This is a genomic window from Flexivirga sp. B27, from assembly GCF_052905685.1.
The window spans coordinates 50259-76094 of the sequence record NZ_JBPYUM010000002.1 but is presented as its reverse complement, the minus strand read 5'-3'; the positions used below and the strand labels follow the sequence as shown (position 1 = coordinate 76094).

Annotated in this window: 25 protein-coding genes; 4 read left to right on the top strand and 21 right to left on the bottom strand. The window is 69.4% G+C overall.

The window, feature by feature from the left end; translation table 11 throughout:
- Positions 1-10: 10 nt before the first annotated feature.
- Complete coding sequence (locus tag ACSZL9_RS09235; protein ID WP_446665198.1) at positions 11-1261, top strand: phosphodiester glycosidase family protein; 1251 nt, start codon at positions 11-13, stop codon at positions 1259-1261.
- Between the two features lie 132 nt (positions 1262-1393).
- Here the strand turns inward: ACSZL9_RS09235 and guaB are convergent, their stop codons facing one another.
- On the bottom strand, positions 1394-2929 hold the full coding sequence (guaB, locus tag ACSZL9_RS09230) for an IMP dehydrogenase (RefSeq protein WP_446665197.1): 1536 nt from the start codon (positions 2927-2929) through the stop codon (positions 1394-1396).
- Positions 2930-2983: 54 nt separating this feature from the next.
- Here guaB and ACSZL9_RS09225 point away from each other — a divergent pair, with 54 nt between their 5' ends.
- A complete protein-coding gene (locus ACSZL9_RS09225) occupies positions 2984-3553 on the top strand; it encodes a hypothetical protein (protein WP_446665196.1) in 570 nt (189 codons plus the stop codon).
- A 391-nt stretch (positions 3554-3944) separates the two neighbouring features.
- Here the strand turns inward: ACSZL9_RS09225 and shbA are convergent, their stop codons facing one another.
- From shbA to ACSZL9_RS09170, 11 genes are all read right to left on the bottom strand, one after another.
- Entirely contained in the window at positions 3945-4523 is a 579-nt protein-coding gene (gene shbA / locus ACSZL9_RS09220) for an RNA polymerase sigma factor ShbA (RefSeq protein WP_446665195.1), read from the bottom strand.
- A 334-nt stretch (positions 4524-4857) separates the two neighbouring features.
- Positions 4858-6465: a chaperonin GroEL gene (gene groL / locus ACSZL9_RS09215; protein WP_446665194.1), complete on the bottom strand. Its 1608-nt coding sequence runs from the start codon at positions 6463-6465 to the stop codon at positions 4858-4860.
- A gap of 95 nt (positions 6466-6560) precedes the next feature.
- Entirely contained in the window at positions 6561-6857 is a 297-nt protein-coding gene (gene groES / locus ACSZL9_RS09210) for a co-chaperone GroES (protein WP_446665193.1), read from the bottom strand.
- A gap of 205 nt (positions 6858-7062) precedes the next feature.
- Positions 7063-8097: a hypothetical protein gene (locus tag ACSZL9_RS09205; protein WP_446665192.1), complete on the bottom strand. Its 1035-nt coding sequence runs from the start codon at positions 8095-8097 to the stop codon at positions 7063-7065.
- On the bottom strand, positions 8094-9251 hold the full coding sequence (locus tag ACSZL9_RS09200; protein WP_446665191.1) for a hypothetical protein: 1158 nt from the start codon (positions 9249-9251) through the stop codon (positions 8094-8096). Before ACSZL9_RS09200 ends, ACSZL9_RS09205 begins: the two co-directional genes overlap by 4 nt.
- Before the next feature lie 102 nt (positions 9252-9353).
- Positions 9354-10505, bottom strand: coding sequence for a hypothetical protein (locus tag ACSZL9_RS09195; RefSeq protein ID WP_446665190.1), 1152 nt, complete (start codon positions 10503-10505; stop codon positions 9354-9356).
- Between the two features lie 97 nt (positions 10506-10602).
- Positions 10603-11640: a hypothetical protein gene (locus ACSZL9_RS09190; protein ID WP_446665189.1), complete on the bottom strand. Its 1038-nt coding sequence runs from the start codon at positions 11638-11640 to the stop codon at positions 10603-10605.
- Entirely contained in the window at positions 11637-12797 is a 1161-nt protein-coding gene (locus ACSZL9_RS09185) for a hypothetical protein (RefSeq protein WP_446665188.1), read from the bottom strand. Before ACSZL9_RS09185 ends, ACSZL9_RS09190 begins: the two co-directional genes overlap by 4 nt.
- 52 nt (positions 12798-12849) lie before the next feature.
- Positions 12850-13845 carry a ribose-phosphate diphosphokinase gene (locus ACSZL9_RS09180; protein WP_446665785.1) on the bottom strand — a complete coding sequence of 332 codons (996 nt, stop codon included), beginning with the start codon at positions 13843-13845 and terminating at the stop codon, positions 12850-12852.
- Between the two features lie 96 nt (positions 13846-13941).
- Complete coding sequence (locus ACSZL9_RS09175; RefSeq protein ID WP_446665187.1) at positions 13942-14622, bottom strand: potassium channel family protein; 681 nt, start codon at positions 14620-14622, stop codon at positions 13942-13944.
- A gap of 53 nt (positions 14623-14675) precedes the next feature.
- Positions 14676-16004, bottom strand: coding sequence for a TrkH family potassium uptake protein (locus tag ACSZL9_RS09170; protein WP_446665186.1), 1329 nt, complete (start codon positions 16002-16004; stop codon positions 14676-14678).
- 123 nt (positions 16005-16127) lie between these two features.
- Between ACSZL9_RS09170 and ACSZL9_RS09165 the strand changes: the two genes are divergently transcribed.
- A complete protein-coding gene (locus tag ACSZL9_RS09165) occupies positions 16128-17354 on the top strand; it encodes a class I SAM-dependent methyltransferase (protein WP_446665185.1) in 1227 nt (408 codons plus the stop codon).
- Between the two features lies 1 nt (position 17355).
- Here ACSZL9_RS09165 and ACSZL9_RS09160 read toward each other — a convergent pair whose 3' ends face one another.
- The gene (locus ACSZL9_RS09160) at positions 17356-17670 is read right to left on the bottom strand and encodes a hypothetical protein (RefSeq protein ID WP_446665184.1); all 315 of its coding nucleotides are present in this window, start codon (positions 17668-17670) and stop codon (positions 17356-17358) included.
- Between ACSZL9_RS09160 and ACSZL9_RS09155 the strand changes: the two genes are divergently transcribed.
- On the top strand, positions 17660-18697 hold the full coding sequence (locus tag ACSZL9_RS09155; RefSeq protein ID WP_446665183.1) for a glycoside hydrolase family 3 N-terminal domain-containing protein: 1038 nt from the start codon (positions 17660-17662) through the stop codon (positions 18695-18697). The genes ACSZL9_RS09160 and ACSZL9_RS09155 overlap by 11 nt on opposite strands.
- Positions 18698-18861: 164 nt before the next feature.
- Here the strand turns inward: ACSZL9_RS09155 and tsaD are convergent, their stop codons facing one another.
- The 8 genes from tsaD to ACSZL9_RS09115 all read right to left on the bottom strand — a co-directional run bounded on the left by tsaD (position 18862) and on the right by ACSZL9_RS09115 (position 25827).
- On the bottom strand, positions 18862-19908 hold the full coding sequence (gene tsaD / locus ACSZL9_RS09150) for a tRNA (adenosine(37)-N6)-threonylcarbamoyltransferase complex transferase subunit TsaD (protein ID WP_446665182.1): 1047 nt from the start codon (positions 19906-19908) through the stop codon (positions 18862-18864).
- Positions 19901-20371: a ribosomal protein S18-alanine N-acetyltransferase gene (gene rimI / locus ACSZL9_RS09145; protein ID WP_446665181.1), complete on the bottom strand. Its 471-nt coding sequence runs from the start codon at positions 20369-20371 to the stop codon at positions 19901-19903. Before rimI ends, tsaD begins: the two co-directional genes overlap by 8 nt.
- Positions 20368-21042, bottom strand: a complete 675-nt coding sequence (gene tsaB / locus ACSZL9_RS09140) for a tRNA (adenosine(37)-N6)-threonylcarbamoyltransferase complex dimerization subunit type 1 TsaB (RefSeq protein WP_446665180.1) — start codon at positions 21040-21042, stop codon at positions 20368-20370. The genes rimI and tsaB overlap by 4 nt, the downstream gene beginning before the upstream one ends.
- A gap of 92 nt (positions 21043-21134) precedes the next feature.
- Positions 21135-21602 carry a tRNA (adenosine(37)-N6)-threonylcarbamoyltransferase complex ATPase subunit type 1 TsaE gene (gene tsaE, locus ACSZL9_RS09135; RefSeq protein ID WP_446665179.1) on the bottom strand — a complete coding sequence of 156 codons (468 nt, stop codon included), beginning with the start codon at positions 21600-21602 and terminating at the stop codon, positions 21135-21137.
- Positions 21599-22663 (bottom strand): alpha/beta fold hydrolase, encoded by a 1065-nt coding sequence (locus ACSZL9_RS09130; protein ID WP_446665178.1) that lies wholly within the window; start codon positions 22661-22663, stop codon positions 21599-21601. Before ACSZL9_RS09130 ends, tsaE begins: the two co-directional genes overlap by 4 nt.
- Positions 22664-22697: 34 nt before the next feature.
- Positions 22698-23855, bottom strand: a complete 1158-nt coding sequence (alr, locus tag ACSZL9_RS09125) for an alanine racemase (RefSeq protein WP_446665177.1) — start codon at positions 23853-23855, stop codon at positions 22698-22700.
- Positions 23852-25435 (bottom strand): bifunctional ADP-dependent NAD(P)H-hydrate dehydratase/NAD(P)H-hydrate epimerase, encoded by a 1584-nt coding sequence (locus tag ACSZL9_RS09120; RefSeq protein ID WP_446665176.1) that lies wholly within the window; start codon positions 25433-25435, stop codon positions 23852-23854. The genes alr and ACSZL9_RS09120 overlap by 4 nt, the downstream gene beginning before the upstream one ends.
- Entirely contained in the window at positions 25432-25827 is a 396-nt protein-coding gene (locus tag ACSZL9_RS09115; protein ID WP_446665175.1) for a PPOX class F420-dependent oxidoreductase, read from the bottom strand. Before ACSZL9_RS09115 ends, ACSZL9_RS09120 begins: the two co-directional genes overlap by 4 nt.
- Positions 25828-25836 lie beyond the last annotated feature (9 nt).

Here is a 25836-nt window from a genome sequence, read left to right as displayed (position 1 = left end):
GCTTCGTTGCATGACCAGACGTCGCCTCATCGTCACAGCCACCGCACTCGTCATCGCCGCCGCCGGCACACCCGCCGCGAGCGCCGCTGCCGAGAGCGCTCATCCAGCGAATCTCCCTCTGGGAGCAGCGAATCTGACCGAGACCCGTTCGACCACCACCCTCGCGCGTGGCATCACGCTGACGCACATCGTGCGCGGCATGACGCCCGCCGACCCGGACGAGATCAACACCACCGACCAAGGACCGTGGGTCGTCAATCAGTTGACCATCGACCCGCACCTCGCCCGCGGCCACCTGCAGGCGACCTACGGCAAGGACATCGCCGGCGGCGAGTCGGTCTCCGACCTGGTCGCCTCGTCGCGCGGGCTGATCGGCACGAACGCGTCGTTCTTCACCTACACCGCGAGCAAGGACTACCCCGGCGACCCCGTCGGCCTCGGCGTGTATGGCGGGAAGCTGCTCTCCGAGCCGACGAACGACCCTGCTGAGCAGGACGTCGTCTTCGACGGGCGCTCGGGCGCCATGACCTTCGGCCACACGACGTGGACCGGCAAAGCAGTCGACAAGCGCACCGGCGCTGCCGCCGACCTCGACGGGGTCGACCATCCGCCGGCCGTTCCGGCGGGATGCAGCGCAAACACGAAATGCGACCTTCCAGGCCAAACCGAATGGATCACAACGGAGTTCGGCGCGCGCACTCCGGTGGGACAGGGCCGCGAGGTCGTGCTGGGTCGCAACGGTTGCGTCATACGCTCGACCGCGTCCCGCGGCGCGTCCCTCGCCAAGGGACAGGTCGCGATCCAGGCGACGGGTTCGGATGCGACCGCGCTCGCGCTGTTGGCCGGTCGCCGCGCCTGCTTCACACTGCGCCAGACGCTGACCGATGAGGCGGGCGCCCCGGTGCGGCTGACGCGCTCGACATACGGGGTGAACGGCCGCTACCGGCTCACCGCCGATGGTGCGATCGTTGCGCCGTCAGGCACGGGCAGCATGTTCGACCGCAACCCGCGCACCATCTTCGGCCGCACCGCGGACGGCAAGATCTCGCTGATCACCGTCGACGGTCGTATGACGTCCAGTGTCGGCACCACGATCGCCGAAACAGCAACGGTGGCACAGTCGCTCGGCCTGGTGGACGCGGTCAATCTCGACGGCGGCGGCTCGACCACGCTCGCCACACCGGCCGGCGCCCTCAACACCCCGAGCGGCAGCGGCGGCACCCAGCGCCTCGTCGGCGACGCCCTGGTCTGGGTCCCCTAGCGGATCGAGCCGATAGGCACCCCGCTGATCGAGAGGCGTACTTCCGCATCGAGAGGCGTACTTGATCAGGGCAGATTTGTACGCCTCTCGATGCTTAGGTACGCCTCTCGATCAAGACAACAGCGCAGAAGATCAGCGGGAGTAGTTCGGCGCCTCGACGATGCCCTGTATGTCGTGCGGGTGCGACTCCTTGAGCCCTGCCGTGGTGATCCGCACGAACCGGCCGCGCTCCTGCAACTCCGGGACGGTGTTGGCGCCGACGTAGAACATCGACTGGTGCAAGCCGCCGACCAATTGGTGGATGACGTTGCCGAGAGGGCCGCGGTAGGGCACGCGGCCCTCGATGCCCTCGGGCACGATCTCGTCGTCGCTGGCGACGTCGGCCTGGAAGTAGCGGTCCTTGGAGAACGACTTCTTGCCGCGGGAGGCCATCGCGCCGAGCGAACCCATGCCGCGGTAGGTCTTGAACTGCTTGCCCGCGACCAGGATCAGGTCGCCGGGCGACTCCTCACAGCCCGCGAGCAACGAACCCAGCATCACCGAATCTGCGCCTGCGACAAGGGCTTTGGCGATGTCGCCGGAGAACTGCAGGCCACCGTCGCCGATGACCGGGACACCGGCCGGCGCGCAGGCCAGCGACGCCTCGTGGATCGCGGTCACCTGCGGCACGCCGACACCGGCAACGACCCGCGTGGTGCAGATCGAGCCCGGGCCGACGCCGACCTTCACCCCGTCGACGCCCGCGTCGACCAGTGCCTGGGCACCCGCGCGGGTGGCGACGTTGCCGCCGAGGATCTGCACGTGCCGGGTCGCCGGGTCCGACTTCAGCTTGCGGATCATGTCCAGCATGAGGCGGGCGTGACCGTTGGCGACGTCTGGCACCAGCACGTCGACACCAGCCTCGACCAGCGTGGTCGCGCGCTCCCACGCGTCGCCGAAGTAGCCAATTGCAGCTGCGACAAGCAGCCGGCCGTCGGCGTCGTAGGAGGCGTCGGGGAACTGCTCGGACTTCACGAAGTCCTTGACCGTGATCAACCCGGCGAGCTTGCCGTCGTCGTCCACCAGCGGCAGGCGCTCACGCTTGTGCTGGCGCAGCAGTGCGGTCGCGTCCTCGCGGCTGATGCCGACCGGGCCGGTCACCAGCGGCATCGGCGTCATCATCTCCGACACCTTGGTGGTGGCCCACTCGGCGACCGGGGTGAAGCGCAGGTCGCGGTTGGTGATGATGCCGATCAGGTGGTCCTCGACGTCGACCACGGGCAGGCCGGACACGCGGTAGCGGCCACACGTCTCGTCCAGCTCCTCCAGCGTCGCGTCGGGACCGATGGTCACCGGGTTGGAGATGATGCCGGTCTGGGTCCGCTTGACCAGGTCGACCTGCTCGGCCTGGTCGGCGATCGACAGGTTGCGGTGCAGCACACCGATGCCGCCTTGGCGCGCCATGGCGATCGCCATACGGGACTCGGTGACGGTGTCCATGGCTGCCGACACCAGCGGCAGCCGGAGGCTGATCTCGCGGGTCAACCGACTGGTGGTGTCGACCTCGCTGGGGATGACGTCGGTTTCCCCGGGCAGCAACAGCACGTCGTCATAGGTGAGACCGAGCTGGCCGAACTTGGCGGGGACATCGAAGGAATGGGTGGGCGCGTGCGACTCCTCGAATGCCATTGCCAAAGTGTAGAAGGCGCGTCATCACGGGGGAACAGAAGGTCAGTCGGCGGCGTGAGCGGCTCGCGCGCTCAGTGGCTCGAGCTGCTGGAGCGGGCCGCGTTGCTCGACCTGCTGCCCGATGTGCTGCTGGATGACGAGTCGCTCGGCTGCGTCGAGGTCGAGGACAGCGTGGGCGGTGTCGAGTCCGACGTGGACGACGTGGCGCTCGGCTTCGGCGTGCGAGTCGGCTTCGGCGGGTGCGTCGGCTCGGGCGGCCGCGTCGTGGAGCCGGGTGCCGTCGTCGATGCCGACGGGCCGGTGCTGCTGCTCGGCCGCGAGGACGGCGTCGAGCTGGACGAGCTGGAGTCCGACGGTGTCGAGGAAGATGTCGAGGTACTCGACGGGTACTGGGAGCTCGAGGACTGCCCGGTGGACGACGGCGGTGCCGATGTCCGCACCGGCGGTGGGGTCCACCGCGATGCCGGCGGATGTCCTGGAGTCGCCCGGTGCCGCGCGGTGTCCAGCACACCAGGCAGGAAGCGGTGCGCCACCGCGGACGACGCCGTCGTCGACGGATCGAGCGTGGGTCCCTGTGTCGACGCGGTCGACGAGACCGACTCGGACGACTCGTCGGTCGCGTAGCTCGACGACGGGTCGGTCGGGGCCGCGGTCGACACCGGTGCGTTGGTGCTCTGCGGTCCGGCGGCGCCGGAGCCGAAGTCGGCACCGCGGTGCGCGAAGCCCATCTGGTGCACGACCTTGGTGATGACCGGGACTCCGCCGACGGCTGCTGCCACGCCCGAGATCGACAGCGCGGTGATGGTCGCAGCCACGACCACGCCCACCCGTGCCGGCCCGCGGCGGGCGCGCCTGCGGGCATAGCGGCCGGCGGGAACCGGCCGGTCCGGCGCGTCGATCTCGCGCACCCAGCTGGCCAGCGCGTCGGTGGTTGCGTCGGAGTGCTGCGGTGCACTGCGAGCGCCCAACGAGTCGAGCAACTCGTCGTCGCGGCGGATGTCGTCGATGTTGGGGGTCACGGCTCGCTCCGCTCGTCCCCGAGGATCTTGCGCAGCCGGGTCAGCGCCCGGTGCTGTGCCACGCGTATGGCGCCAGGGGTCATCCCCAGCGCGTCGGCCGTCTCCTCCGCGGACATGCCGACCGCGACACGGAGGGTGAGGATCTCGCGGTGCTGCGGGGACAACCGGTCCAGCAGCGCCCACACCTGAGCGGACTGCTCGTCGGCGACGGCGCACTCCTCCGGCCCGGGCGTCTCGTCCACGGTCTCCGGCAGGTCGTCGGTCGGGTCCGGGCGGCGAATGACGCCGCGCTGCACGTCGGCGACCTTGTTGGCCGCGATGCGGTAGACGAAGGCCTCGAACGGTGCACCGCGGTCGGTGTAGCGCGGCAGCGCTGTGAGGACAGCCACGCACACCTCCTGGGCCGCATCCGCCGCGGCATCGGCGGCGGCCGAGAAGGGCCCGAGCTTGCCGCGCGCATATCGCACGGCCAACCGGTGCACGGCCGCCATGAGTTCATTGGTCGCTGCCGCATCTCCCTCTCGGGCGGCCGCAGCCAGGTCACGCAATGGAATGTGCGTGTCCGGTGATGACATCGCCGCGAGGCGCGAAATCGTTACGGGGGCAGCGGTCGGTGGGCCGGCCAGGTCGTCCTGGCCGGCACTGGATCGCGAAGTCCCCGAGCTCACGTCATCCCAACGTCAGGTTGCTGATTGCCCCACGCCATACGGCGTACATACGTCAGCGTAGGTCGTGCACCCCCGTCCTGCCTACTCCACCGGCAACCTTCTGCTCCGTGCGACCACTTCGCATGAACCGCCGCGGTCCGGCCGTGAACGCACCGGTGCCCGGGCGAAGCTCGTGCTTCGTCCGGGCACCGGTGTCGTGCACACTCGGCCGGCCCGAGGGGCCCACCGGAAGGATGCGGGATCAGTGACCGTGACCGTGACCGGCCGCGGGCTCCTCCTCTTCCTTCTTGTCGACGACGAGCGTGTCGGTGGTCAGCACCATCGACGCGATCGAGGCGGCGTTGCGCAGTGCGGAGCGGGTGACCTTCACCGGGTCGATGACGCCCTGGGCGATCAGGTCGCCATACTCACCGGTCGCGGCGTTGAGGCCGCTGCCGGCGGCCTCCTCGCGCACGCGGGCCACGGCGACGTAGCCCTCCAGGCCGGCGTTCTCGGCGATCCAGCGCAGCGGCTCGGCCGTGGCCTTGCCGATCAGCGCGGCACCGGTTGCCTCGTCGCCTTCGAGGTCGAGCTTCTCCAGGACGCTGGCGGCATGCACCAGGGCCGAGCCACCGCCGGCGACGATGCCCTCCTCGATGGCCGCACGGGTTGCCGAGATGGCGTCCTCGATGCGGTGCTTCTTCTCCTTCAGCTCCACCTCGGTGTGAGCACCGACCTGGATGACGCAGACGCCACCGGCCAGCTTCGCCAGCCGCTCCTGCAGCTTCTCGCGGTCCCAGTCGGAGTCGGTGCGCTCGATCTCGGCCTTGATCTCCTTGACCCGGCCACCGACCTGCTCGGCGTCACCCTGACCGTCGACGATGGTCGTGGTGTCCTTGGTGACGACGACCCGGCGGGCCTGGCCCAGCATGTCGAGGTCGACCTGGTCGAGCTTGAGCCCGACCTCCTCGGCGATGACCTGACCACCGGTGAGGATCGCGATGTCCTGCAGCATGGCCTTGCGGCGGTCACCGAAGCCGGGCGCCTTGACCGCGGCGACGTTGAAGGTGCCGCGGATCTTGTTGACCACCAGCGTGGACAGGGCCTCGCCCTCGATGTCCTCGGCGATGATCAGCAGCGGCTTGCCGGACTGGACGACCTTCTCCAGCAACGGCAGCACGTCGTTGATCGAGGAGATCTTGCCCTGGTTGATCAGGATGTAGGCGTCCTCCAGGACGGCCTCCATCCGCTCGGTGTCGGTGACGAAGTAGGGCGAGATGTAGCCCTTGTCGAACTGCATGCCCTCGGTGAACTCCAGCGCCGTCTCGGCGGTGGAGGACTCCTCGACGGTGATGACGCCGTCCTTGCCGACCTTGTCGAACGCCTCGGCGATCAGGCCACCGATCGTCTGGTCCTGCGCGGACAGGGCGGCGACCTGGGAGATCTCCTCCTTGCCCTCCAGCTCGCGGGCGTCGGCCAGCAGCTGCTCGCTGATGGCGTCGACGGCCTTGTCGATGCCGCGCTTGAGCGCAGCCGGACCGGCGCCGGCGGCGACGTTGCGCAGGCCCTCGTGGACCATCGCCTGTGCCAGCACGGTTGCGGTCGTGGTGCCGTCACCGGCGATGTCGTTGGTCTTGGTGGCGACTTCCTTCGCCAGTTGCGCGCCGAGGTTCTCGTAGGAGTCCTCGAGCTCGACCTCACGGGCGATGGTCACGCCGTCGTTGGTGATGGTCGGTGCGCCCCACTTCTTGTCGATGACGACGTTGCGCCCCTTGGGGCCGAGCGTCACCTTGACGGCGTTGGCGAGGGCGTCGACGCCCCGCTCGAGCGCCTTGCGCGCGGAGTCGTTGAACTCCAGTTCCTTTGCCATTGTTGGCCTTTCGTCTAGCAGGTCGCGTATGACGATGCCCTAGCCCTGCCATGCCGGCGGGCTAGGGCGCGTCATACGCACGATGCGTGGGGTCGTTACTTCGAGACGACTGCGAGGACGTCGCGGGCCGAGAGGATGAGCAGCTCCTCGCCGGCGTACTTGACCTCGGTGCCGCCGTACTTGGAGTAGATGACGCGGTCGCCGACAGCGACGTCCAGCGGGACGCGCTGGCCGTTGTCGTCGATGCGACCCGGACCGATGGCCAGGACCTCGCCCTCCTGGGGCTTCTCCTTGGCGGTGTCCGGGATGACCAGGCCGGAAGCGGTGGTCTGCTCGGCCTCGACGGACTTGACGACGATGCGGTCCTCGAGCGGCTTGATGTTCACCGACACGGTGTGACCTTCCTGTTCGGGGGCCCGATGACGGGCCGTGGATGCGTGCCCCGGGCCTACGTGCAACCGTTGGTCACGTCGTGGGCGCCGTCGCGGGGGTCGACCACGAAATGCGGTTGGCACTGTCCCGGGAAGAGTGCCAGCACTGAATCTATGCGTTCCTTAGCACTCATGCAACTCGAGTGCCAAAACTCGTCGGATCATCTCATCCGGCCGGGAAGGTCGCCGTGCCGCGCAGGTCGATGTCGCGCCGCGCCGGCTGATCCGGCAGCTTCGTCCGGTCGCGGTCCAGCGCCATCGGCAGCCGATACCGCAGGTGTATGGCCGAGGCCTTCCCCTCCGGCACCAGCCACGCGCGATCCGCCAGTTGCACCGAGTCGCCGACGACGACGTCCTTGCCGGCCAGCTTCGGTTCGCCGGTCACGCCCTGCGCGCTGACGGCCACGGTGGGCGCACCCGAGGCGACGTAGCGCGCGCCTTCGGCGTCCGAACCGGGTGGGTAGACCGTGGCATCACCCTCCGAGCGCACGACACCGGCGGAGAACAACACCAGCCACTCCTTGCCTGCCGGCGCCGCGCCCAGACCGGCCACGTAGACCGAACGGTGCAGCGGCAGCACGCACGAGACATTGAAGAACACCCGCCCGGGGTGGCGGCGCTCGGACGGGTCCGCGCACTGCGAGGACGGCGACGGGTTACGCAGCTCGGCATCTCCGGAGGCTGCATGCACGGTGCGGCCGGCATACCGCGCCTCGATGCGGGTCGAGGCAGCGTCCCCCTTCACGACGACGACCGTCGACGACCCGGCGTCGCCAGCCCGGACCCTGCTCGCGAGCCGGTAGCGCTGGCCGCCGGTGACCAGGAAGAGATCGGCCCCGGGATCAGCCCGCTGGCGCGGACTCGCAGCGGGCCACACCGGCGGCAGCCCGAGTCGGGTCGGCGTCCAGGACACCTGGACCATCGCCGCGCCATCGGGCGCCTCCACCTCGTCATCGCCGGAACCGACCGCATCACCGTGACTGACCATGAGGTTCAACTGCGCAAGAGGGATCTGGACGTGCACCCGCCGCTGGGCGTCGTAGTCCGTCACCGACCGGTCGGCGAAGCGGTCGCCGACGTGGACCGTATGCCGCCCGAACACCACCCACCCGAGCACTCCGATCCCGAGCACGACGACCAGCAGCAGCACCAGCCACCGGACTGGGCGCCGACGTGCTACGTCGGTCTGCGCCGCGCTCATCGGGCCGGCTCCCCGACGGCCGGCCGCACGTCACGACGCGACACGACCATCGAGCTGGTGGCCGGGGCACGACCGACGGTCCCGTCGTCCCCGGACTCGCTGCGGCGCAACTTCACCCGGAGCACCGAGTTGACCGTCGCCGCGTCCCCGCTGCGGATCGCGAAGACGTAGGCGCCGTTGGCCGGGGCGCTGTAGCCGTAGGACTTTCGGCTCTCGCCCGGCTGCCGCAGCACCTTCACCGGCCCGTGCCCGGCCACGCTGACCGTCAGGGAGGGCCCGGTCCCGTCCTTGTCACCGTCCTTGTGGTCGACCTCGTAGTCGACCTCGTCATCTACCGAACGCCATTGCGCCGCGTCGTCGTTCAGGTAGTAACCGACATCGCTCACGACCAACCACTCCTTCCCCCTCGCGGCCCAGCCGAGTCCTTCCAGGTACGGCCTCCGGACGGCCCGCTGCCCCTGCTTCACCTCGGCCCGCCATTCGAAGTGCGATCGGGGGTCCTTCGGTTGCTTGCGTTCGATCGACACCGCAGGGTTGCTGCCGAACGGCCACGCCTCGGTGCGGTAGAGCGACGCGAAGGCACCGGCGGACCGTTGTCCACTGCTCACCGCGACCGTCTGGCTGCGCCCGGCGAAACCGGCCACGACCTCGACCTGATCGGCATCGCCTGGCAGCGCGGCAACTGCCTCCTGCTCACGCGTGCCCGGTCGCAGCCTGCGGTCCACCATGACGGTCTTGCCCGGCGAGCGCACCGCGAGAGTGCTCGGCCCGTCGCCCGGCAAGCCTCCCGCCGGTGATGGCGGGTCGGTCAACGCACTCGACTCGGTGGACGACCAGACGATTTCGACCAGAACCCCTCCTCGCGGCGCCCGGACCTTGTCGTCGTCGACGGTCCCGGACCCGCCGACCGAGACCTGCACGTTCAGCTGTGCGTTCGGCATCGCCATCGGCAGCGTGTTGCTCACCACCGGCCCGGACAGCGCGACCTCGCCCGGCCGGACCGTGCCGGCCGCGAGCCGATCCTTGGTGATGTTGTGGACGATCAGACCCGCAAGCCCGACCGCGAGCACCACCACCACGACCGTGATCACCGTGCCCGGACGGCGCCATAGGCGGCGTCGCTCCCCTGTCTCCCCCACATCTGGTTCCCCCACGTCTGTTTCCCCCACGTCTCCTGCTTCCGGTGTCCGTCCTGGCACCTGATCGGATCGACCGCGTGCCGGACAACGCTCGCATCGACCACTTGCCGGGCACTTTCATCGCGCTATATCGCTCGGAGGGTCGACCACGGCTGGGTACCTGGTGTGCCTCCGGACGGTCTCCTTCAGTCGAGCGGGGGCCGACGGACTCCATTCGGCCTTCTTCAAGCCCACATCGAGAACGACCTCCACGTTCACGGCGGCGCCGGCTCTTCCGGCCGAGAACAGGTAGTCGTTCGTCGTCGTTCGAGGCTCTTTTTCGGTGACCGAGTCGAGGAGTTTGATCGGGCCATTTCCGTCCGCGGTGACCTTCAACGTCGCTGGGTCGGCAGGAACGTAGGACGCCGCCTCGTCGCCGCGCTTCCAGTGGGCGGGTGGGTTCAGCCGGTAGCCCGCGCCTTCGATCAGGATCCACTGATGACCGCGAGCCGCCCAGCCGGCTCCGTCGACGTACGGCGTCCGGTAGAACTGTCCGGCGAACGTCCGACCGCAGGGGAGGTAGGACACCTCGTCTGCGGGCGGCTGCGTCCGTTCGCTCGACACCGATCCACGCGCCGGGTCCACATCGGTGGCGTAGAGCGTCGCGAAGTCCCCCGCCGTCAGATGACCGTCGGCGATGTCGAGGGACTGCGTGCGCCCCTCGAACGTCACCACGAGTTCGACGTCGTCAACGCCACCGGGCACCGCAACGATCTTCTTCTCGTCATCGACGCCGGGCGTGTTCGCCCGTTCCGGGACGACGCCGCGGTCGATCTCGATCGAGGAAGCTCGCGATCGGACGCTGAGCCCGATCTTGTGCTTGCCGAGGTACTTCGTCGGGACACGGTCAGTGGTGGTTGCAGACCAGGTGACGCCCACCAGGAGACCGTCCTGTGGTGCCTTGATGATCGTTGGGTTGTATCTGTCGACGTCGGACTTGCTGCCCTCGTGCCCGACCACGGCTCGCACGGTCAGGTCAGCGCCCGGCACTCTGAAGTCGTACGTGTCCTCAGCGGCATTCGTCGAGATCGCGTAGTCCGGACCGCGGTCGTCCCCCACCTCGAGTCGGTCGCCCCGGTTGGCGTGGTGTCTCCACACCACACCGGCGAAAACCAACAACGCGACGCAGAGCACCGCGAGGATGACGCCCTCCACAGTGCTGCGTTGCCTCCGTACGTTCCGCTTCTCCCCCGTCGCCCCCATGCGCGTCCTCTGCCCCTTCGGAGTCACGATCCTCTCGGTCCGAGCGAGACACTGCCATCAAGCACTTTCGTCACGCTTGCAGTCCGCCATAACGGGCCGACCCGGACGGCTGGGCCAACTTCGGTTACCCGGCCGGGACGGTCGTCGTCGTCGAGACGTCGACCTGGTATGTCGCCGGCGCGCCCGACCAATCGCTGCGCGCCCGGTCGATCTTGGTGGGCAACCGGTAACGCAACCGCACGGTCGACGGCCGGTCGGCGTCCACGAGCCAGGCCCGGTCGGCAACCTTCACCGACGCCGCGACCATCGTGTCCGACCCGGCGACCCGTGGCCTTGCCGTCACACCATCGACCGTGACGCTCACCGAGGGCGCACCCGACCGGACGTATTCGGCGTGCCGGTTGCCCGCGGCATACCGCCGAACCGCATCCTCGCGTCGCGTCGCGGCCGCGCTGCTGACAATCAGCCACTCCTTGCCGGAGGGGGCCGCGCCGAGACCTGCCACGTAGTGACCGCGATGAACCGGCAGGCTGCAGGTCACGCTGACGTAGGTCTTGTCCGGGGTGTCCTCGCACGCCGAGTCAGTCTCTCGTTGCGCAACCCGAGGCGTGGACGGACCGGCGCTCGAACGGAACGTCCGCCCGGCGAACCGGGACTCGATCCGTGCATCGGACCCATCGCCTCGCACGACGACGATCGCGGATGCTCCGTCACCAGCAATGGTTACCGCGCTCCCGATCGGATAACGGTGGCCGCCGGTCACCAGCGTCAGCCGCGCACCGGGGTCCTGCCGCTCGCGCGCATCCGCCGTCGGCCACACCGGCGACGCCTGCTCGTAGACCGATGGCGCCCAGGAAACCTGCACGATCATCGCGCCGTCCGGCGCACGCGTCCGGTGCTCGCGCTCGCCGATCTCCGGCGCGGTCTCGACGGTCACCGACAGCGCGCCGAAAGCCACCGGCACCGACAACTTGGTGGTGTCCGTCTCCTGCCCCGCGAAGACGGTCTGTGCGTCGAGTCGCTCTCCCACCCGCACACTGTCCTTGCCCTCGGCCGACCGGCCGACGACAGTGGCCACCAGGGCGACCACGAGCACGACGACGACGGCAGCCGCGACCCACGGCCAGCGGCGACCGCGCGACATACGACCCGGCGCACTCATCGCTGCCCCCGAAGCGTCGGGTCGTAATCGGCCGGATAGGTCGTCGTCGTTCGCAACCGCATCGTCGAGTGCGCGGGTGCACCCGCGACGTCGCGGGTGGTGCGCTTCAGCCGAGCACGAACGTCGACGACGGTCGTCACCTCCGCGCCGGTCTCGACCGAGAAAACGTAGTTGGCCGTCCGTTTGGTGACGCCGCCCTGCGACTGCGTCGTGGGGCGACCGAGCGTCCGCAGCGCCTTCTTGCTACCGGTCTTCTTGCCGCCGGTCTTCGTGCCGCCGATCGTGACCGACACGATCGGCTTCGCGGCTGCCGAGTAGTAGGCCACGCCGTTCCCGCCGCGCCACGTCGCTGCTTCCTCGGAGAAGCGGTAGCCCGCTCCGCGGAGCAGCACCCATTGCTGCCCGGACGGTGCCCAGCCGAGCCGATCGAGGTATGGCGTACGGGTGACCGTCCCGCCCAGCGCGTCGCAGAACCAGCGGAACTCCGAGCCGGGATCCGTCGGCTGGTCCTGCGCCATCGACACGACCCGATTGCTGTCGGTCCGAGCGCCATACAGGGACGCGAACGAGCCCAGGTCGCGCCGCCCGCCGAGCAGCGAGACCGTCTGCGAACGTCCTGCGAACTCCACTTCCAGCTTCACGTCGCCGACGTCACCGGGCAGGGCGACCAGCTTCTCGGTGCGGTGCTCCGAGCTGTATGTCGCCTGCTTCGGCGCAGTCGCCCGGCCGGCCACCACGGAGGTGTCCTTCGACCGGATGCGCAAGGTGCTGGGGTGGTCGCCGAGGTGGTCCGACCCTGCCACGCCCAGGCGCGCGACCCTCCAGTCCAGATGCACCAGCAAGCCACTTTCCGGTGCCTTGAGCCGTTCGTAGCCGTCGGCGGAGTCGTCCGACGTCGACGCCTGCCGGCCCGTTTCGACATTCACCGAGATCTGTGCCCCGGGGACGACCAACCGATAGCTGCCGGCGAAATATCCGTCGCCCATGGAGTATTCACCGGATCGCGTCGCACCCACGGACAGCCGGCCCTTCTCCGACTGATGGTGCACCAGTGCCGGGACGCCGACGGCAAGGGCGGCAACCAGAGCCACGACGACCAGGGCGACTATCGCGACACCGGCACGACGTCGCCACCACGGCTTGCTGTCGATCGTCATGGAAGGGTGGACGTCACGTCGCACGGCGTTGGTTCCGCCGGGACACCGGGGCTCAACCCAACGGCAGCTTCGCGGCGGGCGGCGCGTGGGAGGGGTCCACACCGTCGAAGAGACTGCTGACCGACTCCCCCGCGTGAATGCGTGCGATGGCCTCGGCGAAGAGCGCCGCGACCGAACGCACATGCAGCTGAGGCCAATTCGCCGGTGTGGGCACCGTGTCGGTGGTAACCACCTGCCCGATCAACGGGTGGCCGGAGAAGCGCTCGACGGCCGGGCCGACGAACAGGCCGTGGGTGCATGCGATGTCGGCGACCGTGCAACCGCGCTCACCGAGCCGGTCCAGCAACTCCACGACCGACCCACCCGTCGCGATCTCGTCGTCGAGCACGATGGCCCGCTTGCCGTCGACGTCACCGACGATCGTGTCGATGACGACCTTGTCGTCGGAGATCCGCTTCTTGGAGCCGGCCGCGACCGGCAGCCCCAGCAGCCGCGCGAACTGCTGCGCGGTCTTGGCATTGCCGAAGTCCGGGGAGACGACGACCGAGTCGCTCAGGTCGTCGGCCAGATTGTCACGCTCCCGGAAGTATTCGGCGAGCTCGCCGATGGCGGTCAGATGATCGACCGGCGTCGAGAAGAAGCCGTGCACCTGCGGTGCGTGCAAGGCCATCGTGATGACCCGGTCCACACCGGCGGACGCGAGCAGGTCGGCCACCAACCGCCCACCCAGCGAGATCCGGGAGGCGTCCTTCTTGTCCGAGCGTGCATAGGCGAAGTAGGGGATGACGGCGGTGATGCGTTCGGCCGACGCGCCTCGTGCCGCGTCGATCATCAGCAGCAGCTCCATCAGGTGATCCTGGGTCGGCGGCACCAGCGGCTGCACCAGATAGACGTCCCGCTGGCGGCAGTTGGCCAGCAACTGCGCCTGCAGGCAGTCGTTGCTGAAACGGGTCAGGTCGACATACGACCTCGGCACCCCCAGGTGCGTGCAGATGCTGTCGGCGAGGGCGGGGTGGGCTGATCCGGAGAAGACGACGATCTCGCGCACGGTCGGCAAGCCTTCCATTGGACGGATGCGGTTCGCACTTCGACTCTAGTGGCAGCCGCGCGCGGACGCTCCCGACGCATTCGCCCTGTATGGCGCCTAGGCCCGACCGGAGAACTGCTGGAGCCGCTCGGTCGAGCCGGTGATGACCAACTGGTCACCGCGGCCGATCCGCGTCTCGGGACGGGCGTCCTCGAAGGCGCCGCCGGGATGCTTGACCGCGACGACCGTGACGCCATACTTCCCGCGCAGGTTGAGCTCGGAGAGCGTCTGATCGTCAAATTTCGCTCCACACGACATCCGGCCGATTCCGAAGCCGCTCTCCAGCTCGTAGTAGTCGGCCAGCGAGCCCACCAGCAGCCGTCCGATGCGAGCACCCATCTCCCGCTCGGGCAGGACGACGTGATGCGCGCCGATCCGCCGCAGGATGCGAGCGTGCTGCTTGGTCATCGCCTTGGCCCAGATGCTCGGCACTCCGAGGTCGGCCAGGTTGGCGGTGGTCAGGATGCTCGCCTCGAGGTTGGATCCGATGGCCACCACGGCGCGCTCGAAGTCCCCGGCACCGATCTGTCGGAGCGCCTCGACGTCGCTGCTGTCGGCCTGCACCACGTTGGTGAAGCGGGCCGACCACTTCTGCACCAGGTCCAGGGACTGGTCGACGCCCTGGACGTCCCAGTCCTGCTCGGTGAGTGTCGTCGCCACCGCGGTGCCGAAGCGCCCCAGACCCACGACCAGCACGCTGTGCGGGTCGAGCGCGCCGCGCCTCTTCTTCCCCGTCATACCTTCACTCCTCGTCCTCAGCCGGCCGGACTCCAGGATCCGCAACCGACAGCTCAACCGACAATGGGGAACTCCTCCGGTAGCTGGTAACGCCGCTTGTTGCGACGCATCGCCAGTGCGGTGCCGACGGTCATCGTGCCGACTCGGCCGATGAACATCAACGCGACGAGCACGATTTGCGCCGCCACGGGCAGCTTGCTGGTCAGGTTGGCCGACAGCCCGGTCGTCGAGAACGCCGAGATCGTGTCGAAGAGGACCAGTTGCATCGGCTGCTCGCTGATCGTCAGGATCGCGATCGTCCCGATCATCACCGTGCCGACACCGAGCAACGCAACAGTCAGTGCCTGCCGCTGCACCGCAACGGGTATGGCGCGCCGCCCGACCCTCGCCTGCGGTTCGCCGCGGACCTCGGAGATGATGACGGCCCCGAGCAGGAAGAACGTCGAGACCTTGATTCCGCCGGAGGTGCCCGCGCTGCCGCCGCCGATGAACATCAGCACGTAGTTGATCGCCGTCGTCTCGGGCCGGACCGCGGTGTAGTCCACGGTCGAGAACCCGGCTGTGCGGGGGAAGACCGCGCCGCCGATGCAGTTCCAGATCTTGTCGGTCACATCGAGATTGGCCAGCGTCCCGGGGTTGCGCCATTCGAACGCCAGGAACGTGCCCAGCCCGACCAGGAAGAGCACGACCGAGCCGCCCAGCGTCAGCCGCGTGTGCATCGACCAGTCCTTCGGCCGGCGTCGGCGCATCAGCTCGAACCACACCGGATAACCCAGGCCACCGATGAACACGCCTCCGCACAGCATCCCCAGGATCCACGGGTCGTAGGTGAACTTCGCGGCACCTTCGGTGTAGAGGGTGAAACCGGCGTTGTTCACCGCCGACACCGAGTGGAAGAGACCCTCCCAGGCGGCACGTCCGAGGCTCTCGCCATACGCGAAGTGCAGCCGCAGTGCCATGAACACCGCGAGGCAGGCCTCGAGCGCGAGGTAGAAGCGCACGATCACCCGGATCATCGACCGGGCGTGCGCCGGCGTGTCGGTGTGTGCCTCGGCCTGCGCGGCGAGCGTGCCCTCGATGCCCATCCGCCCGTGCAGCAGTTGCAGCAGCCGCGCCGACAACGTCACGATGCCCAGGCCGCCGGCCTGCACCAGCAACAGGATCACCACGTGCCCGAACGGATTCCAGTAGGTGGCGACGTCGACCGGCGACATACCGGTGATGCAGGTGGCACTGGCTGCGGTGAACAACGCGGTGCTGAACGCGGCGTGGCCATCGTGCACCGTCGTGAACGGCAACGCGAGCAACAAGGTGCCGATCGACACCGTGATCGCGTAGAACACCACGACGGTCCGTGCCGGACCGAATCGGGTTCGTCTCATCCGCCGCCCCCACGTCGTATGCCGCGGGGCGGAGCGGCAGGCAGACTTCGCGAGGTGGTCATGCGCCACACTTAACCGCATGAACGGTGATCTCGGTGCCCCTGGCCTGGTGGGTGATATGCGTTGACACCCGCCCTACTGGCCCGATTGATGAGCGGCGAGGGGGCTGCGTTGCTCGCCGCGCTGCCGCCGTATGACGAATCGGCCGCCTTCACCCTCGCTGATCGGCTGCGGGCAGAAGGCTTCGACGCGGACCTCGTCGCGGCCGCGCTGACCCAGTCCCGGTTGCGGGCCCGGGCCGAGGACAAATTCGGCGAAGCGGCGCACTCGATGCTGTTCACCGTCGACGGCCTGGAGCAGGCGACGCGCCGGCAGATCGCCCGGTTGCATGCCCGGCGCCTGCTCGACTCCGGCACACGGCACGTCTTCGACCTCGGCTGCGGCATCGGCTCCGACGCGCGGGCCTTCGCCGACGCCGGGCTGCGGGTCACCGCGGTCGACGCCGACGAGGTGACGGCCGGCGTGGCGCACTTCAACCTGCGGGCGTTCGAGCACGCGCAGGCACACTGCGAGCGCGCCGAGGACGTCACCGTCCCCGCGCCGACACAGGCACGGGACGCCGCGGTCTGGCTCGACCCGGCGCGTCGCACACCCGGGGTCAGCGACATACACGGGCGGACCCGGCGGACGTTCCGGCTCGATCAGCTCGCACCGTCCTGGGACCTGGTCCGCGAAGTGAGCTCCGGGTCCGCCGCCGCGGGCGTGAAACTGTCGCCGTCGTTCGCGCATTCGCAGATCCCGTTGGGGACGCAGGCGCAGTGGACGTCATACGACGGCGAGGTGCTGGAGTGCGCGCTGTGGTGGAACGACGCGGCGTGGGACCCGGGCCGCTCCGCGGTCGTGGTCAGTGACCAGTTCGCCTACGAGGTTCTCGAGCGGGACGCCGACGGCGCGAACCCGGAGACGGCCCGCCTGGACCGGATGCACGGGTTCCTCTACGAGGCGGACCGCGCCGTCATCCGTGCCGGGCTGAGTGGTGCCCTGGTGCGTCGGGTCGACGGAGCCGAGCTCGACACCGGCATCGGCATCGTGACGTCGCCGCGCGACGTCATCGTGCCGTGGGCCAAGAAGTATGCCGTCTCCGACGCTATTCCGTTCAACATCAAGGCTTTACGGTCCTGGGTGCGAGATCACCGGATCGGGCGGCTGACGATCAAGAAGAAGGGCGCGTCGGTCGACCCCGAGCAACTGCGCCGGCAGCTGCGGCCGCGCGGGGACAACGAGGCGACGATCCTGGTGACACGCGTCGGCGGCGCCCACGCCGTGCTCATGCTGGTGCCCACTGCGTGAGTTACCGTCTATCCGTGCCTGCCTCTCGACGACTTGTGCACGTGGTCAGCGCCTCCGCCGTCTGCGCGGTCCTGGTCACGGGGTGTTCCTCCGGCTCCGGCGCGGACTCGACCGCAGCCTCCGGCTCCACTGCGCCGGGCGCCTCGAGCACGACGGCCCCCTCATCGAGCAGTTCGTCCGCCGCGACGAGTCGACCCACGTCGGCCTCCCCGACGTCCTCGGCGAAGAAGTCGAAGACACCCTCACCGACGTCCTCGTCGAAGACCCACAGCAAGTCCGCGAAACCGACACCGGCGAGCAGTTGCGTGCAGCGCACCTATGCCAAGCTGACGCCTGCGCAACGCACCGGCCAGTTGCTGATGATCGGACTGGACCACGGCTCCCCCGCGTCCGCCGACGACGCACTGATCGCCGGACAGCACGTCGGCAACGTCATCTACCTCGGTGGCTGGACCGGCGCCTCGGGCATCCGGTCGACCTCGGATCACCTGCAGGCACAGGCCACTTCACGTGCCACCGGCAAGGTGCCGTTGCTGATCGCCGCGGACCAGGAGGGCGGCGCCGTCCAGCAACTCAAGGGCGCCGGCTTCAGCTCGTTGGAGTCCGCACTGCAGCAGGGCACGATGAGCAAGAGCGCCCGCACTGGTTATGGCAAGCTCATCGGTCGCCAGCTCAAGGCCGTCGGCGTCAACCTCAACCTGGCCCCGGTCGCCGACACGGTGCCCACCTCGATGTCCTCGAGCAACGCACCTATCGGCCGGTTCGCCCGCGAATACGGCCACGACCCGGCCACCGTCGCGCCCGCTGTCTCCGATGTCGTCCGCGGGTTGCACAGTGCCGGAGTGGGCGCCACGGTCAAGCACTTCCCCGGCCTCGGCCGAATCACCGGCAACACCGACGTGACCTCCGCAGGCACCACGGACACCCAGACCACCGCGACCGACAGCTACCTCAAGCCGTTCGCGGCGGGCATCAAGGCGGGAGCCGGAGCAGTGATGATGTCGTCGGCGCGATACGCCAAGATCGACGCCTCGAGCCAGGCGACGTTCTCACACAAGATCATCACCGGGGTGCTCCGCGGCTCACTCGGCTGGCACGGTGTCGTCATCACCGATGACATGAATGCCGTTGCGGTGCAAGGTGTTCCGGTGGGCCAGCGGGCCGTGCGCTTCGTCGCCGCCGGTGGCGACATCGTGCTCACCGGCAAGGCGTCCGACGCCGGTCCGATGCTGCAGGCACTGAACGCGAAGGCGTCGTCGGACAAGAAATTCGCCGGCCAGGTCGAGGCTTCGGTCAAGCGTGTGCTGACCCTCAAGCAGCGCCTCGGGCTGCTGAGTTGTTGAGCTCTACTCCTCGCAGTACAGCCCTGACTTCCGCTCGCGAGCTCGCGGTGCGTCAGCGCTGTACTGGTCGTCGTCTCGCGGGCGTCCGCTGATCGTGCAGTTCAGTTCATCGTGCCTGGTCGCCCTCTCCTGACGGCGCAATGGGGAACGAGGGCACGACCGGACTACGACGCCTTGGTCTGGCTGACCGGCATCGACGAATCCGCAGGCAGGCCAAGCGAACTCGGCTCCAGGCCACGCTGCACCATCTGCGATCCGAGCGCTGCCACCATGGCGCCGTTGTCGGTGCACAGCCGCACCCGCGGCACGCGCAGGCTGATGCCTGCCGCGTCGCAGCGCTCCTGCGCCATCGCGCGCAGGCGCTTGTTGGCCGTGACTCCACCGCCGATCTGCAGGTCGGCGACGTCATACTCCTGGCAGGCGTCGATCGCCTTGCGGGTCAACACATCCGCGACCGCCTCGTTGAAGCTCGCCGCCACATCCGCGACCGGCACCGGCTCCCCCGCCGCCTGGCGCTCCTGCACCCAGCGCACGACCGCGGTCTTGAGCCCGGAGAAGGAGTAGTCGAAGCGGTGCCGTTCCAGGTCCTTGCGTGAGGTGAGCCCGCGCGGGAAGCGTATGGCGGCGGGGTCGCCGTCGGCTGCCGCGCGCTCGATGTGCGGGCCACCGGGATAGGGCAGCTCGAGCACCCGGGCGATCTTGTCGAACGCCTCACCAGCCGCGTCGTCGATCGTGCCGCCCAGCTCGACGACGTCCGAGGCGATGTCCCGGACCATCAGCAGATTGGTGTGCCCACCCGAAACCAGCAGTGCCGCAGTGGGTTCCGGCAGCGGCCCGTGGTCGAGCACGTCCGCGCAGACGTGCGCGGCGAGATGGTTGACGCCATACAGCGGCTTGTCCAGTGCCCAGGCCAACGCCTTGGCGGAGGCGACACCGACCATCAGTGCACCGGCCAGTCCCGGCCCTGACGTGACCGCGATCGCGTCGACGTCACTCAGACGCTGGCCGGCGTCCTCGCACGCCCGCTTGATCGTCGGGATCAGCTCCTCCAGGTGCGCGCGACTGGCGATCTCGGGCACCACGCCGCCGAAACGAGCGTGCTGGTCGACGCTGCTGGCCACCGCGTCACCCAGCAGTGTGTTGCCGCGCACGAAGGCCACGCCGGTCTCGTCGCAGGAGCTCTCGACGCCGAGGATCAGCGGCTCAGTCATCGGTCTTCTCCCCTAGGTGGCGGCGCATAACGTGCGCGTCGACGTTGCCCGGGCGGTAGTAACCCCGCCGGGTCCGGATGTGCTCGAATCCTGCTCGTAGGTAAAGGTTTCGGGCCGCCTCGTTGTCGGCACGAACCTCCAGCAGCAGCGCGTCGGCGCCGCTGTCGACGGCCTCCTCGGTGAGGTGCTGCAGCAGCGCTCGACCCAGTCCACGCCCCCGGCACTGCGGAGTCACCGCGATGGTCATGATGTCGGCCGTGGCACCGGCACAGTCGATGCCGCCGTAACCGACGATCGAGCCGGAGTCCTCGGCAACCGTGTAGCGGCGGCGCGGGCGGCCGGCCAGCTCGGACCACCAGGAGGAAGCCGACCACGCGTCATGCTCGAAAAGCTGCTCGTCCAACGCGGTGAGCTGCTCGATGTCGGGCCACTGCATCTCCCGCATCCGCAGGTCCGTGCTCATCGCGGCAGCACCGACTTCTGCGCCGTCGCGGGCTTGGCGTCCGGCTGCCGCAGGTAGAGCGGTTGCGGCGGGAGCAACTCGTGGCCGAGGCCCAGCTGCTGCACGGCGTATGACGCGAGGCTTCCCGCCGGCACGTCCAGCGGCTGCAGAGCCGGGCCGAACGACTCGGGGAAGAGCACGGGGCCGCGACCGGCGGCGGGCAGCTCCCGGATCTGCGACGGGAGGTCGGCCGGGCGGGCGACCTGCGGCATACCCGAGACCCGCTCGATGGCCCCGTCGGCCGCGCGGTAACGCGCCCAGTAGACCTCCTTGCGCCGGGCGTCACCGGCGACCACGAAGTCGGCCGGAGCGCCCTGCTCGACAGCGGCGAGGGCCAGTGCGTCGAGGCTGCAGACGCCGTGGACCGGCAGATCCAGCGCCAGGCCGAGCGAGACGGCCGTCGCGAGACCGACGCGCATCCCGGTGAACGGGCCGGGGCCGACGCCCACCGCGACCGCGGTCAGCTGGGCCGGTGTCCGGCCGGCGGAGGCGACCACCGAGGAGATCATCGGTGTCAGTGTCTCGGCGTGCCGGCGCGGGTCGATGAGGGACTCCTCGGCCAGGACGCGGTCCCCGTCGTGCAGGGCGACGGTCACTGCGAAGGTCGCGGTGTCGAGAGCGAGCAGAAGCACCGCCCAAGACTACGGCGCCGCCACCTCGCGCCCAGTGACGGCTCCCTCGCCGAGTGACGGCGAGATCTCGCCGTCACTCGGCGAGGGCGCCGTCACTCGGCGGCGAGAAGCGTGCGGACCATGGCCTCGAACCGGCGCCCGGTCGCTCGCAGCGTGACCAGCCGGGCGTCGCCGTCGGTGTCCAGCACCAGCTCGAGGTGCTCGTCGGCGAGGCTCTCGGCCATCCCCGCACCCCACTCCACGACCGTGACCGAGTCGGCGATGTCCGCGTCGAGGTCGAGGTCGTCCAGCTCGTCGGAGCCGGAGAGCCGATAGGCGTCCACGTGGACCAGCGCGGGGCCGTCGACCAGCGACGGATGGATCCGTGAGATGACGAAGGTCGGCGACGTGATCGGGCCGCGCACGCCGAGCCCGGTCGCGATGCCCTGCGTCAGCGTCGTCTTGCCCGCACCGAGCCCGCCGGTCAACACCAGCAGGTCGCCGCGGCGCAACAGCGCGCCCAGTCGGGCACCCCAGCTCCGCGTCGCGTCGGCGTCGTCCAGCCGCACCTGCGCGTTCACCGGTCCGCCGCCGATCGTTCGGCCCGCTCCAGGAAGGCCAGCAGCTCGCGGCTGACCAGCTCCGGGTCCTCCATGGGCAGCACGTGTCCGGCCCGCTTGACGACCACGAGCTCCGCACCCTGCAGCAACTCGGCGAGACGCTGCCCGTGCGTGATGGGTGTCAACCGGTCACGGGTGCCGTGCAGGATCAGCGTCTCGATGCCGTCGAACGCCGCGAGGGTGCCTTCCCGTTCGTGCTCCATCAGCGTGGGCATGAACGCGCCGATCACGTGCATCCGAGTGGCAAAGATCATCTCGGCAAGCTCCCGCAGGACCGACCTGGGGACTGGTCCGCCGAACGAAAGTCGTTGCACGAGAGCGGATTCGACATTGCGTCCGACGGTCCGGGCAGTGTTGAACAGGTCCGGTCGCCGGTCGGCACGCTCGATCGCCGAGGGCCCGAGCCGGTGCACCACCGTGCCGAGCTTGCGGCCCAGTCCGAAGTTGACGTCGGACAGCCCGCCGGCGCTGGTGCTGATCAGCGCGACGCCGATGACGCGTGTGCGGACGAGGTCGGGTCGTTGCTCGGCGAGTGCCATCAGCGCCATACCGCCCATCGAGTGACCGACCAGAGCGACCGGCCCCTCCGGGGTCGTCTGCTCGATCACCGTCGCGAGGTCCCTGCCCAACTGCGCGATCGTGTATGACGCGTCGTCGCCCTCCCCTGATCGCCCGTGTCCGCGCAGATCCACGCACACCACGCGGTAGCCGGCGCTCCTGATGGCACCGCGCTGCCGGGACCACACGGCATGCGTGTGCGTGTAGCCGTGCACCAGGAGCACCGTCGTGCCGCCCCGGGTGCCGGCAACCGCGTCGTCCGGTTCGTCGATCTCGACATACAGCGGCACGCCGTCGTCGGCGACGACCACCTGGCCGTCCTGCTCCAACTGGGGATCAACGGGTGGCTCCGGCTTTCGCCGCCGGGCACGCACGATCCGGTCGGTCGCGATGCCCGCCGCGGTCGCCGCACCTGCTGCTGCGACTCCGATGCCCAGGCCGACCAGTCCACGCCGCGAACTCATCGGACTCCCCGGAGACTGCGGCCCGCCGAGCTGTTCACTGCTCGCCCCGATAAATGCGCGGCAGCCGCGAACTCGTGCGGGCCACGATCTCGTAGCTGATGGTGTCGGTGACCTCCGCCCAGTCCTGAGCGGTGGGTCCGCCATCGGCGCCGCTGCCGAAGAGCACCACTTCGTCGCCCGCCTGGACCGGCAGGTCCCCGACGTCGACGACGAACTGGTCCATGCACACTCGGCCGGCGATGGTGAACCGCTTGCCGCCGATCAGCACCGGGCCCTTGGAGGAGGCGGCACGGGGGACGCCGTCGGCATACCCGCACGGCACGTCGACCAGTGTCGTCTCCCGCGATGTGACATAGGTGTGGCAGTAGCTCACGCCCTGCCCCGGCGGAACCCGTTTGGTCACAGTGGCATTCGCGCTCATCGTCATTGCGGGGATGAGGTCGAAGCGGGACGACCCGCCGATGTCCGGGGCGGGCGAGAGCCCGTAGACCGCCAGACCGGGGCGCACCATGTCCCACGCCGCCTGTGGCGTCATGAGGGTGGCCGCGGAGTTGGACATGTGCCGCACCTCGAGGTCGAAGCCGGCGCGTTCGCAGTCGCGCACCGCGTCGGCGAAGCGCAGCTGTTGCGCCTGCACGGTCGGGTGGTGCGGCAAGTCGGCGAACGCGAAGTGGGTGAAAACCCCTGTCACCTTGAGGGTTCCGTCAGCTGTATGCCGCTGGGCGGCCTCAACCAACAGCGGCCAGTCGGGACCGAACGCGCCGTTGCGGGCGAGGCCGGTGTCCACCTTGAGCTGGACCCGCGCGGTCCGACCGGTCCGGCGAGCGGCGGCAGCGACTGCGTCGATCTCCCACACCGCCGGGACACCGATGTCGATGCCCGCCTCGATCGCCTTGCCGAAGTCGACACCCGGCGCGTGCAGCCAGCTCAGCACCGGAGCGGTGATCCCTGCGGCTCGCAGGTCCAGCGCCTCCTGGAGCTGCGCGACACCGAGCCAGTGAGCGCCACCACGCAACGCAGCACGGGCACTGGGCACCAGGCCGTGGCCGTAGGCGTCGCCCTTGACGACGGCCATCACCATCGCGTCACCGGCGTGCCGTTGCAGCACCCCGATGTTGTGCGCGATCGCATCGAGATCGATCACCAACCGCGCGGGTGCACCGCCGAGCAAGCTCTGAACTTGGTCCCTCACGGGCGCAAGTCTGGCACTTGCAGCAGGTGCGCGACCGTGCGGCCGACCTCGTGCGCGACATCCATGGCACGCACCGGCCCTCCCGGGTTCGCCCGATCCCCGGCGACGCCGTGCACCAGCGCGCCGAGCGCCCCTGCCCGCAGCGGGTCGAGCCCGGCAGCCAGCAGTGCGCCGCAGACACCGCCGAGCACGTCACCGCTGCCGGCGGTCGCCAGCCAGGCCGGGCCGTCGGCCTGGGTGTGCACCGGTAGGCCACTGGACGTCGGCGGCACCACCGCGGTCACCGCACCCTTGACGAGCACCGTGCACTGCAATCGGTCCGCAACCTGCTGTGCCACGACCGTCGGCGCCCGCTGCACGTCGGCTGCGGACACCACCCCCGCTTGCCCTTGTATGTCGAGACGGCTTGCCAGTCGGAGCAATTCGCCCAGGTGCGGTGTCAACAGGGTCGGCGCCGATCTGGGTCGCTCGAGCAGGTCCAGTCCGCCCGCGTCGAGCAGGATCGGCAGGTCCGACGCGAGCGCCTCCCGTGCAGTCGACAACTGCTGCGGCGAGGCATCGTCGACATCCAGGCCCGAGCCGATCAGCCATGCCTGCACCCTACCCGGACCGAAGAGGGCCTCCGGCACGGCCCGCCGCAGCAGGTCCGTCGGCGCCTCCGGCCCGACGTAGCGGACCATCCCGACGCCGGCCGTCACGGCGGCGGTCACCGACATCAGCGCAGCGCCGGTGTAGTGCTCGCCTCCGGTGATCACGCCGAGGACACCACGTGAGTATTTGTCGTCACCCGGCGCCGGCACCGGCCAGGCACCGGCCACGTCGAGGTGCGAATATCGTTGCACCCGAGCTGTTTCCGGCTCGGGCACGCCGATGTCGACGACGGTGAGCAACCCGACTGCCTGCTCCGTCGCGGGCATCAGGTGCACCGGCTTCGCCAGGCTGAACGTCACGGTCTCGTCGGCGTAGATCGCGTCACTGCGGACTTCGCCGGCCGGGTCGGCTCCGGACGGCAGGTCCACGGCCAGCACCATCGCATCTTCCGCGATCAGGTCCGGCAGGTCACGCAGGTGCTCCGGCAGCCCCGGGCGCCCGCCGATCCCGAGAATGCCGTCGACCACCAACTCGGCCTCAGCGAGCACCTCCCGCACGTCGGAAGACACTGTGCCCGAACGCCATTCGAGGACTTCGACTTCGGCTTCCTCCGCTGCGGCGAGTGCCGCCTCGTGAGTGCGCGAGCCGACCAGCAGCGCGGTGACCTCCGCGCCGCCCGGGTCGCCCGGGTCTCCGGTGAGCCGTGCGGCGGCATACAGCGCGTCACCGCCGTTGTCGCCACTGCCGGCGAGGACCACCACCCGGCCGCCGCCCTCCTCGTCCAGCCGCGCGGCCGCGACGTCGGCCAATCCGGCAGCGGCCCGTTGCATGAGTTCACCGTCCGGCAGGTCGGCCCGCACCGCATCCTCGGCAGCACGCACCTCCGGGACGCCATAGGCACGGATCATGGTCGACTCCTTGCTGTAGCCGGTCGGCAGGTTGCTGCTGACAGTCTGCCGGTCGACCGCGACCGACGGGGCCGGAGTCACTCATCCAGGACGATCTGCAGGCCCACTCCCGGGCCACCGTGCCGTCGTCGTCGGCCGAGCAGCATGACGAGCTCGAAGAATCGGAACTTGATGCCGTACTTCGCCCGTAGCACCCGTCGCGCCGTCGACGCCTGCGCGCCGCGCAACACCAGCGCCCGTCCGGGCACCCACTCGCCGCGAGGCGCACCGTGGAAGTCCGACGGGGCGACCTCGACCCGCGCCGTGTGCTCGATGCGGCTCGCCTTGCCGGTGCGAGCGGGAGTGTAGGCATACCAGCGACCGCCTGCCGGAGCGAGCCAGATCGGAGTCGCCACCGGCTCACCGTTCTTACGGAACGTCTTGAGCGCATAGAACTGATCTCCCCGCGGGTCAGCGTGGAATGCCAGATCCATTTCGCCACC

Excerpts from the sequence above, each read along its gene's own strand:
- tsaD (WP_446665182.1), bottom strand. The coding sequence starts at position 19,908 with ATGACTGAGCCGCTGATCCTCGGCGTCGAGAGCTCCTGCGACGAGACC.
- ACSZL9_RS09115 (WP_446665175.1), bottom strand. The coding sequence starts at position 25,827 with ATGGATCTGGCATTCCACGCTGACCCGCGGGGAGATCAGTTCTATGCG.
- ACSZL9_RS09205 (WP_446665192.1), bottom strand. The coding sequence starts at position 8,097 with ATGAGCGCGGCGCAGACCGACGTAGCACGTCGGCGCCCAGTCCGGTGG.
- guaB (WP_446665197.1), bottom strand. The coding sequence starts at position 2,929 with ATGGCATTCGAGGAGTCGCACGCGCCCACCCATTCCTTCGATGTCCCC.
- ACSZL9_RS09185 (WP_446665188.1), bottom strand. The coding sequence starts at position 12,797 with ATGACGATCGACAGCAAGCCGTGGTGGCGACGTCGTGCCGGTGTCGCG.
- groL (WP_446665194.1), bottom strand. The coding sequence starts at position 6,465 with ATGGCAAAGGAACTGGAGTTCAACGACTCCGCGCGCAAGGCGCTCGAG.
- ACSZL9_RS09130 (WP_446665178.1), bottom strand. The coding sequence starts at position 22,663 with ATGAGTTCGCGGCGTGGACTGGTCGGCCTGGGCATCGGAGTCGCAGCA.
- shbA (WP_446665195.1), bottom strand. The coding sequence starts at position 4,523 with ATGTCATCACCGGACACGCACATTCCATTGCGTGACCTGGCTGCGGCC.
- ACSZL9_RS09170 (WP_446665186.1), bottom strand. The coding sequence starts at position 16,004 with ATGAGACGAACCCGATTCGGTCCGGCACGGACCGTCGTGGTGTTCTAC.
- rimI (WP_446665181.1), bottom strand. The coding sequence starts at position 20,371 with ATGAGCACGGACCTGCGGATGCGGGAGATGCAGTGGCCCGACATCGAG.
- ACSZL9_RS09190 (WP_446665189.1), bottom strand. The coding sequence starts at position 11,640 with ATGAGTGCGCCGGGTCGTATGTCGCGCGGTCGCCGCTGGCCGTGGGTC.
- ACSZL9_RS09175 (WP_446665187.1), bottom strand. The coding sequence starts at position 14,622 with ATGACGGGGAAGAAGAGGCGCGGCGCGCTCGACCCGCACAGCGTGCTG.
- ACSZL9_RS09235 (WP_446665198.1), top strand. The coding sequence starts at position 11 with ATGACCAGACGTCGCCTCATCGTCACAGCCACCGCACTCGTCATCGCC.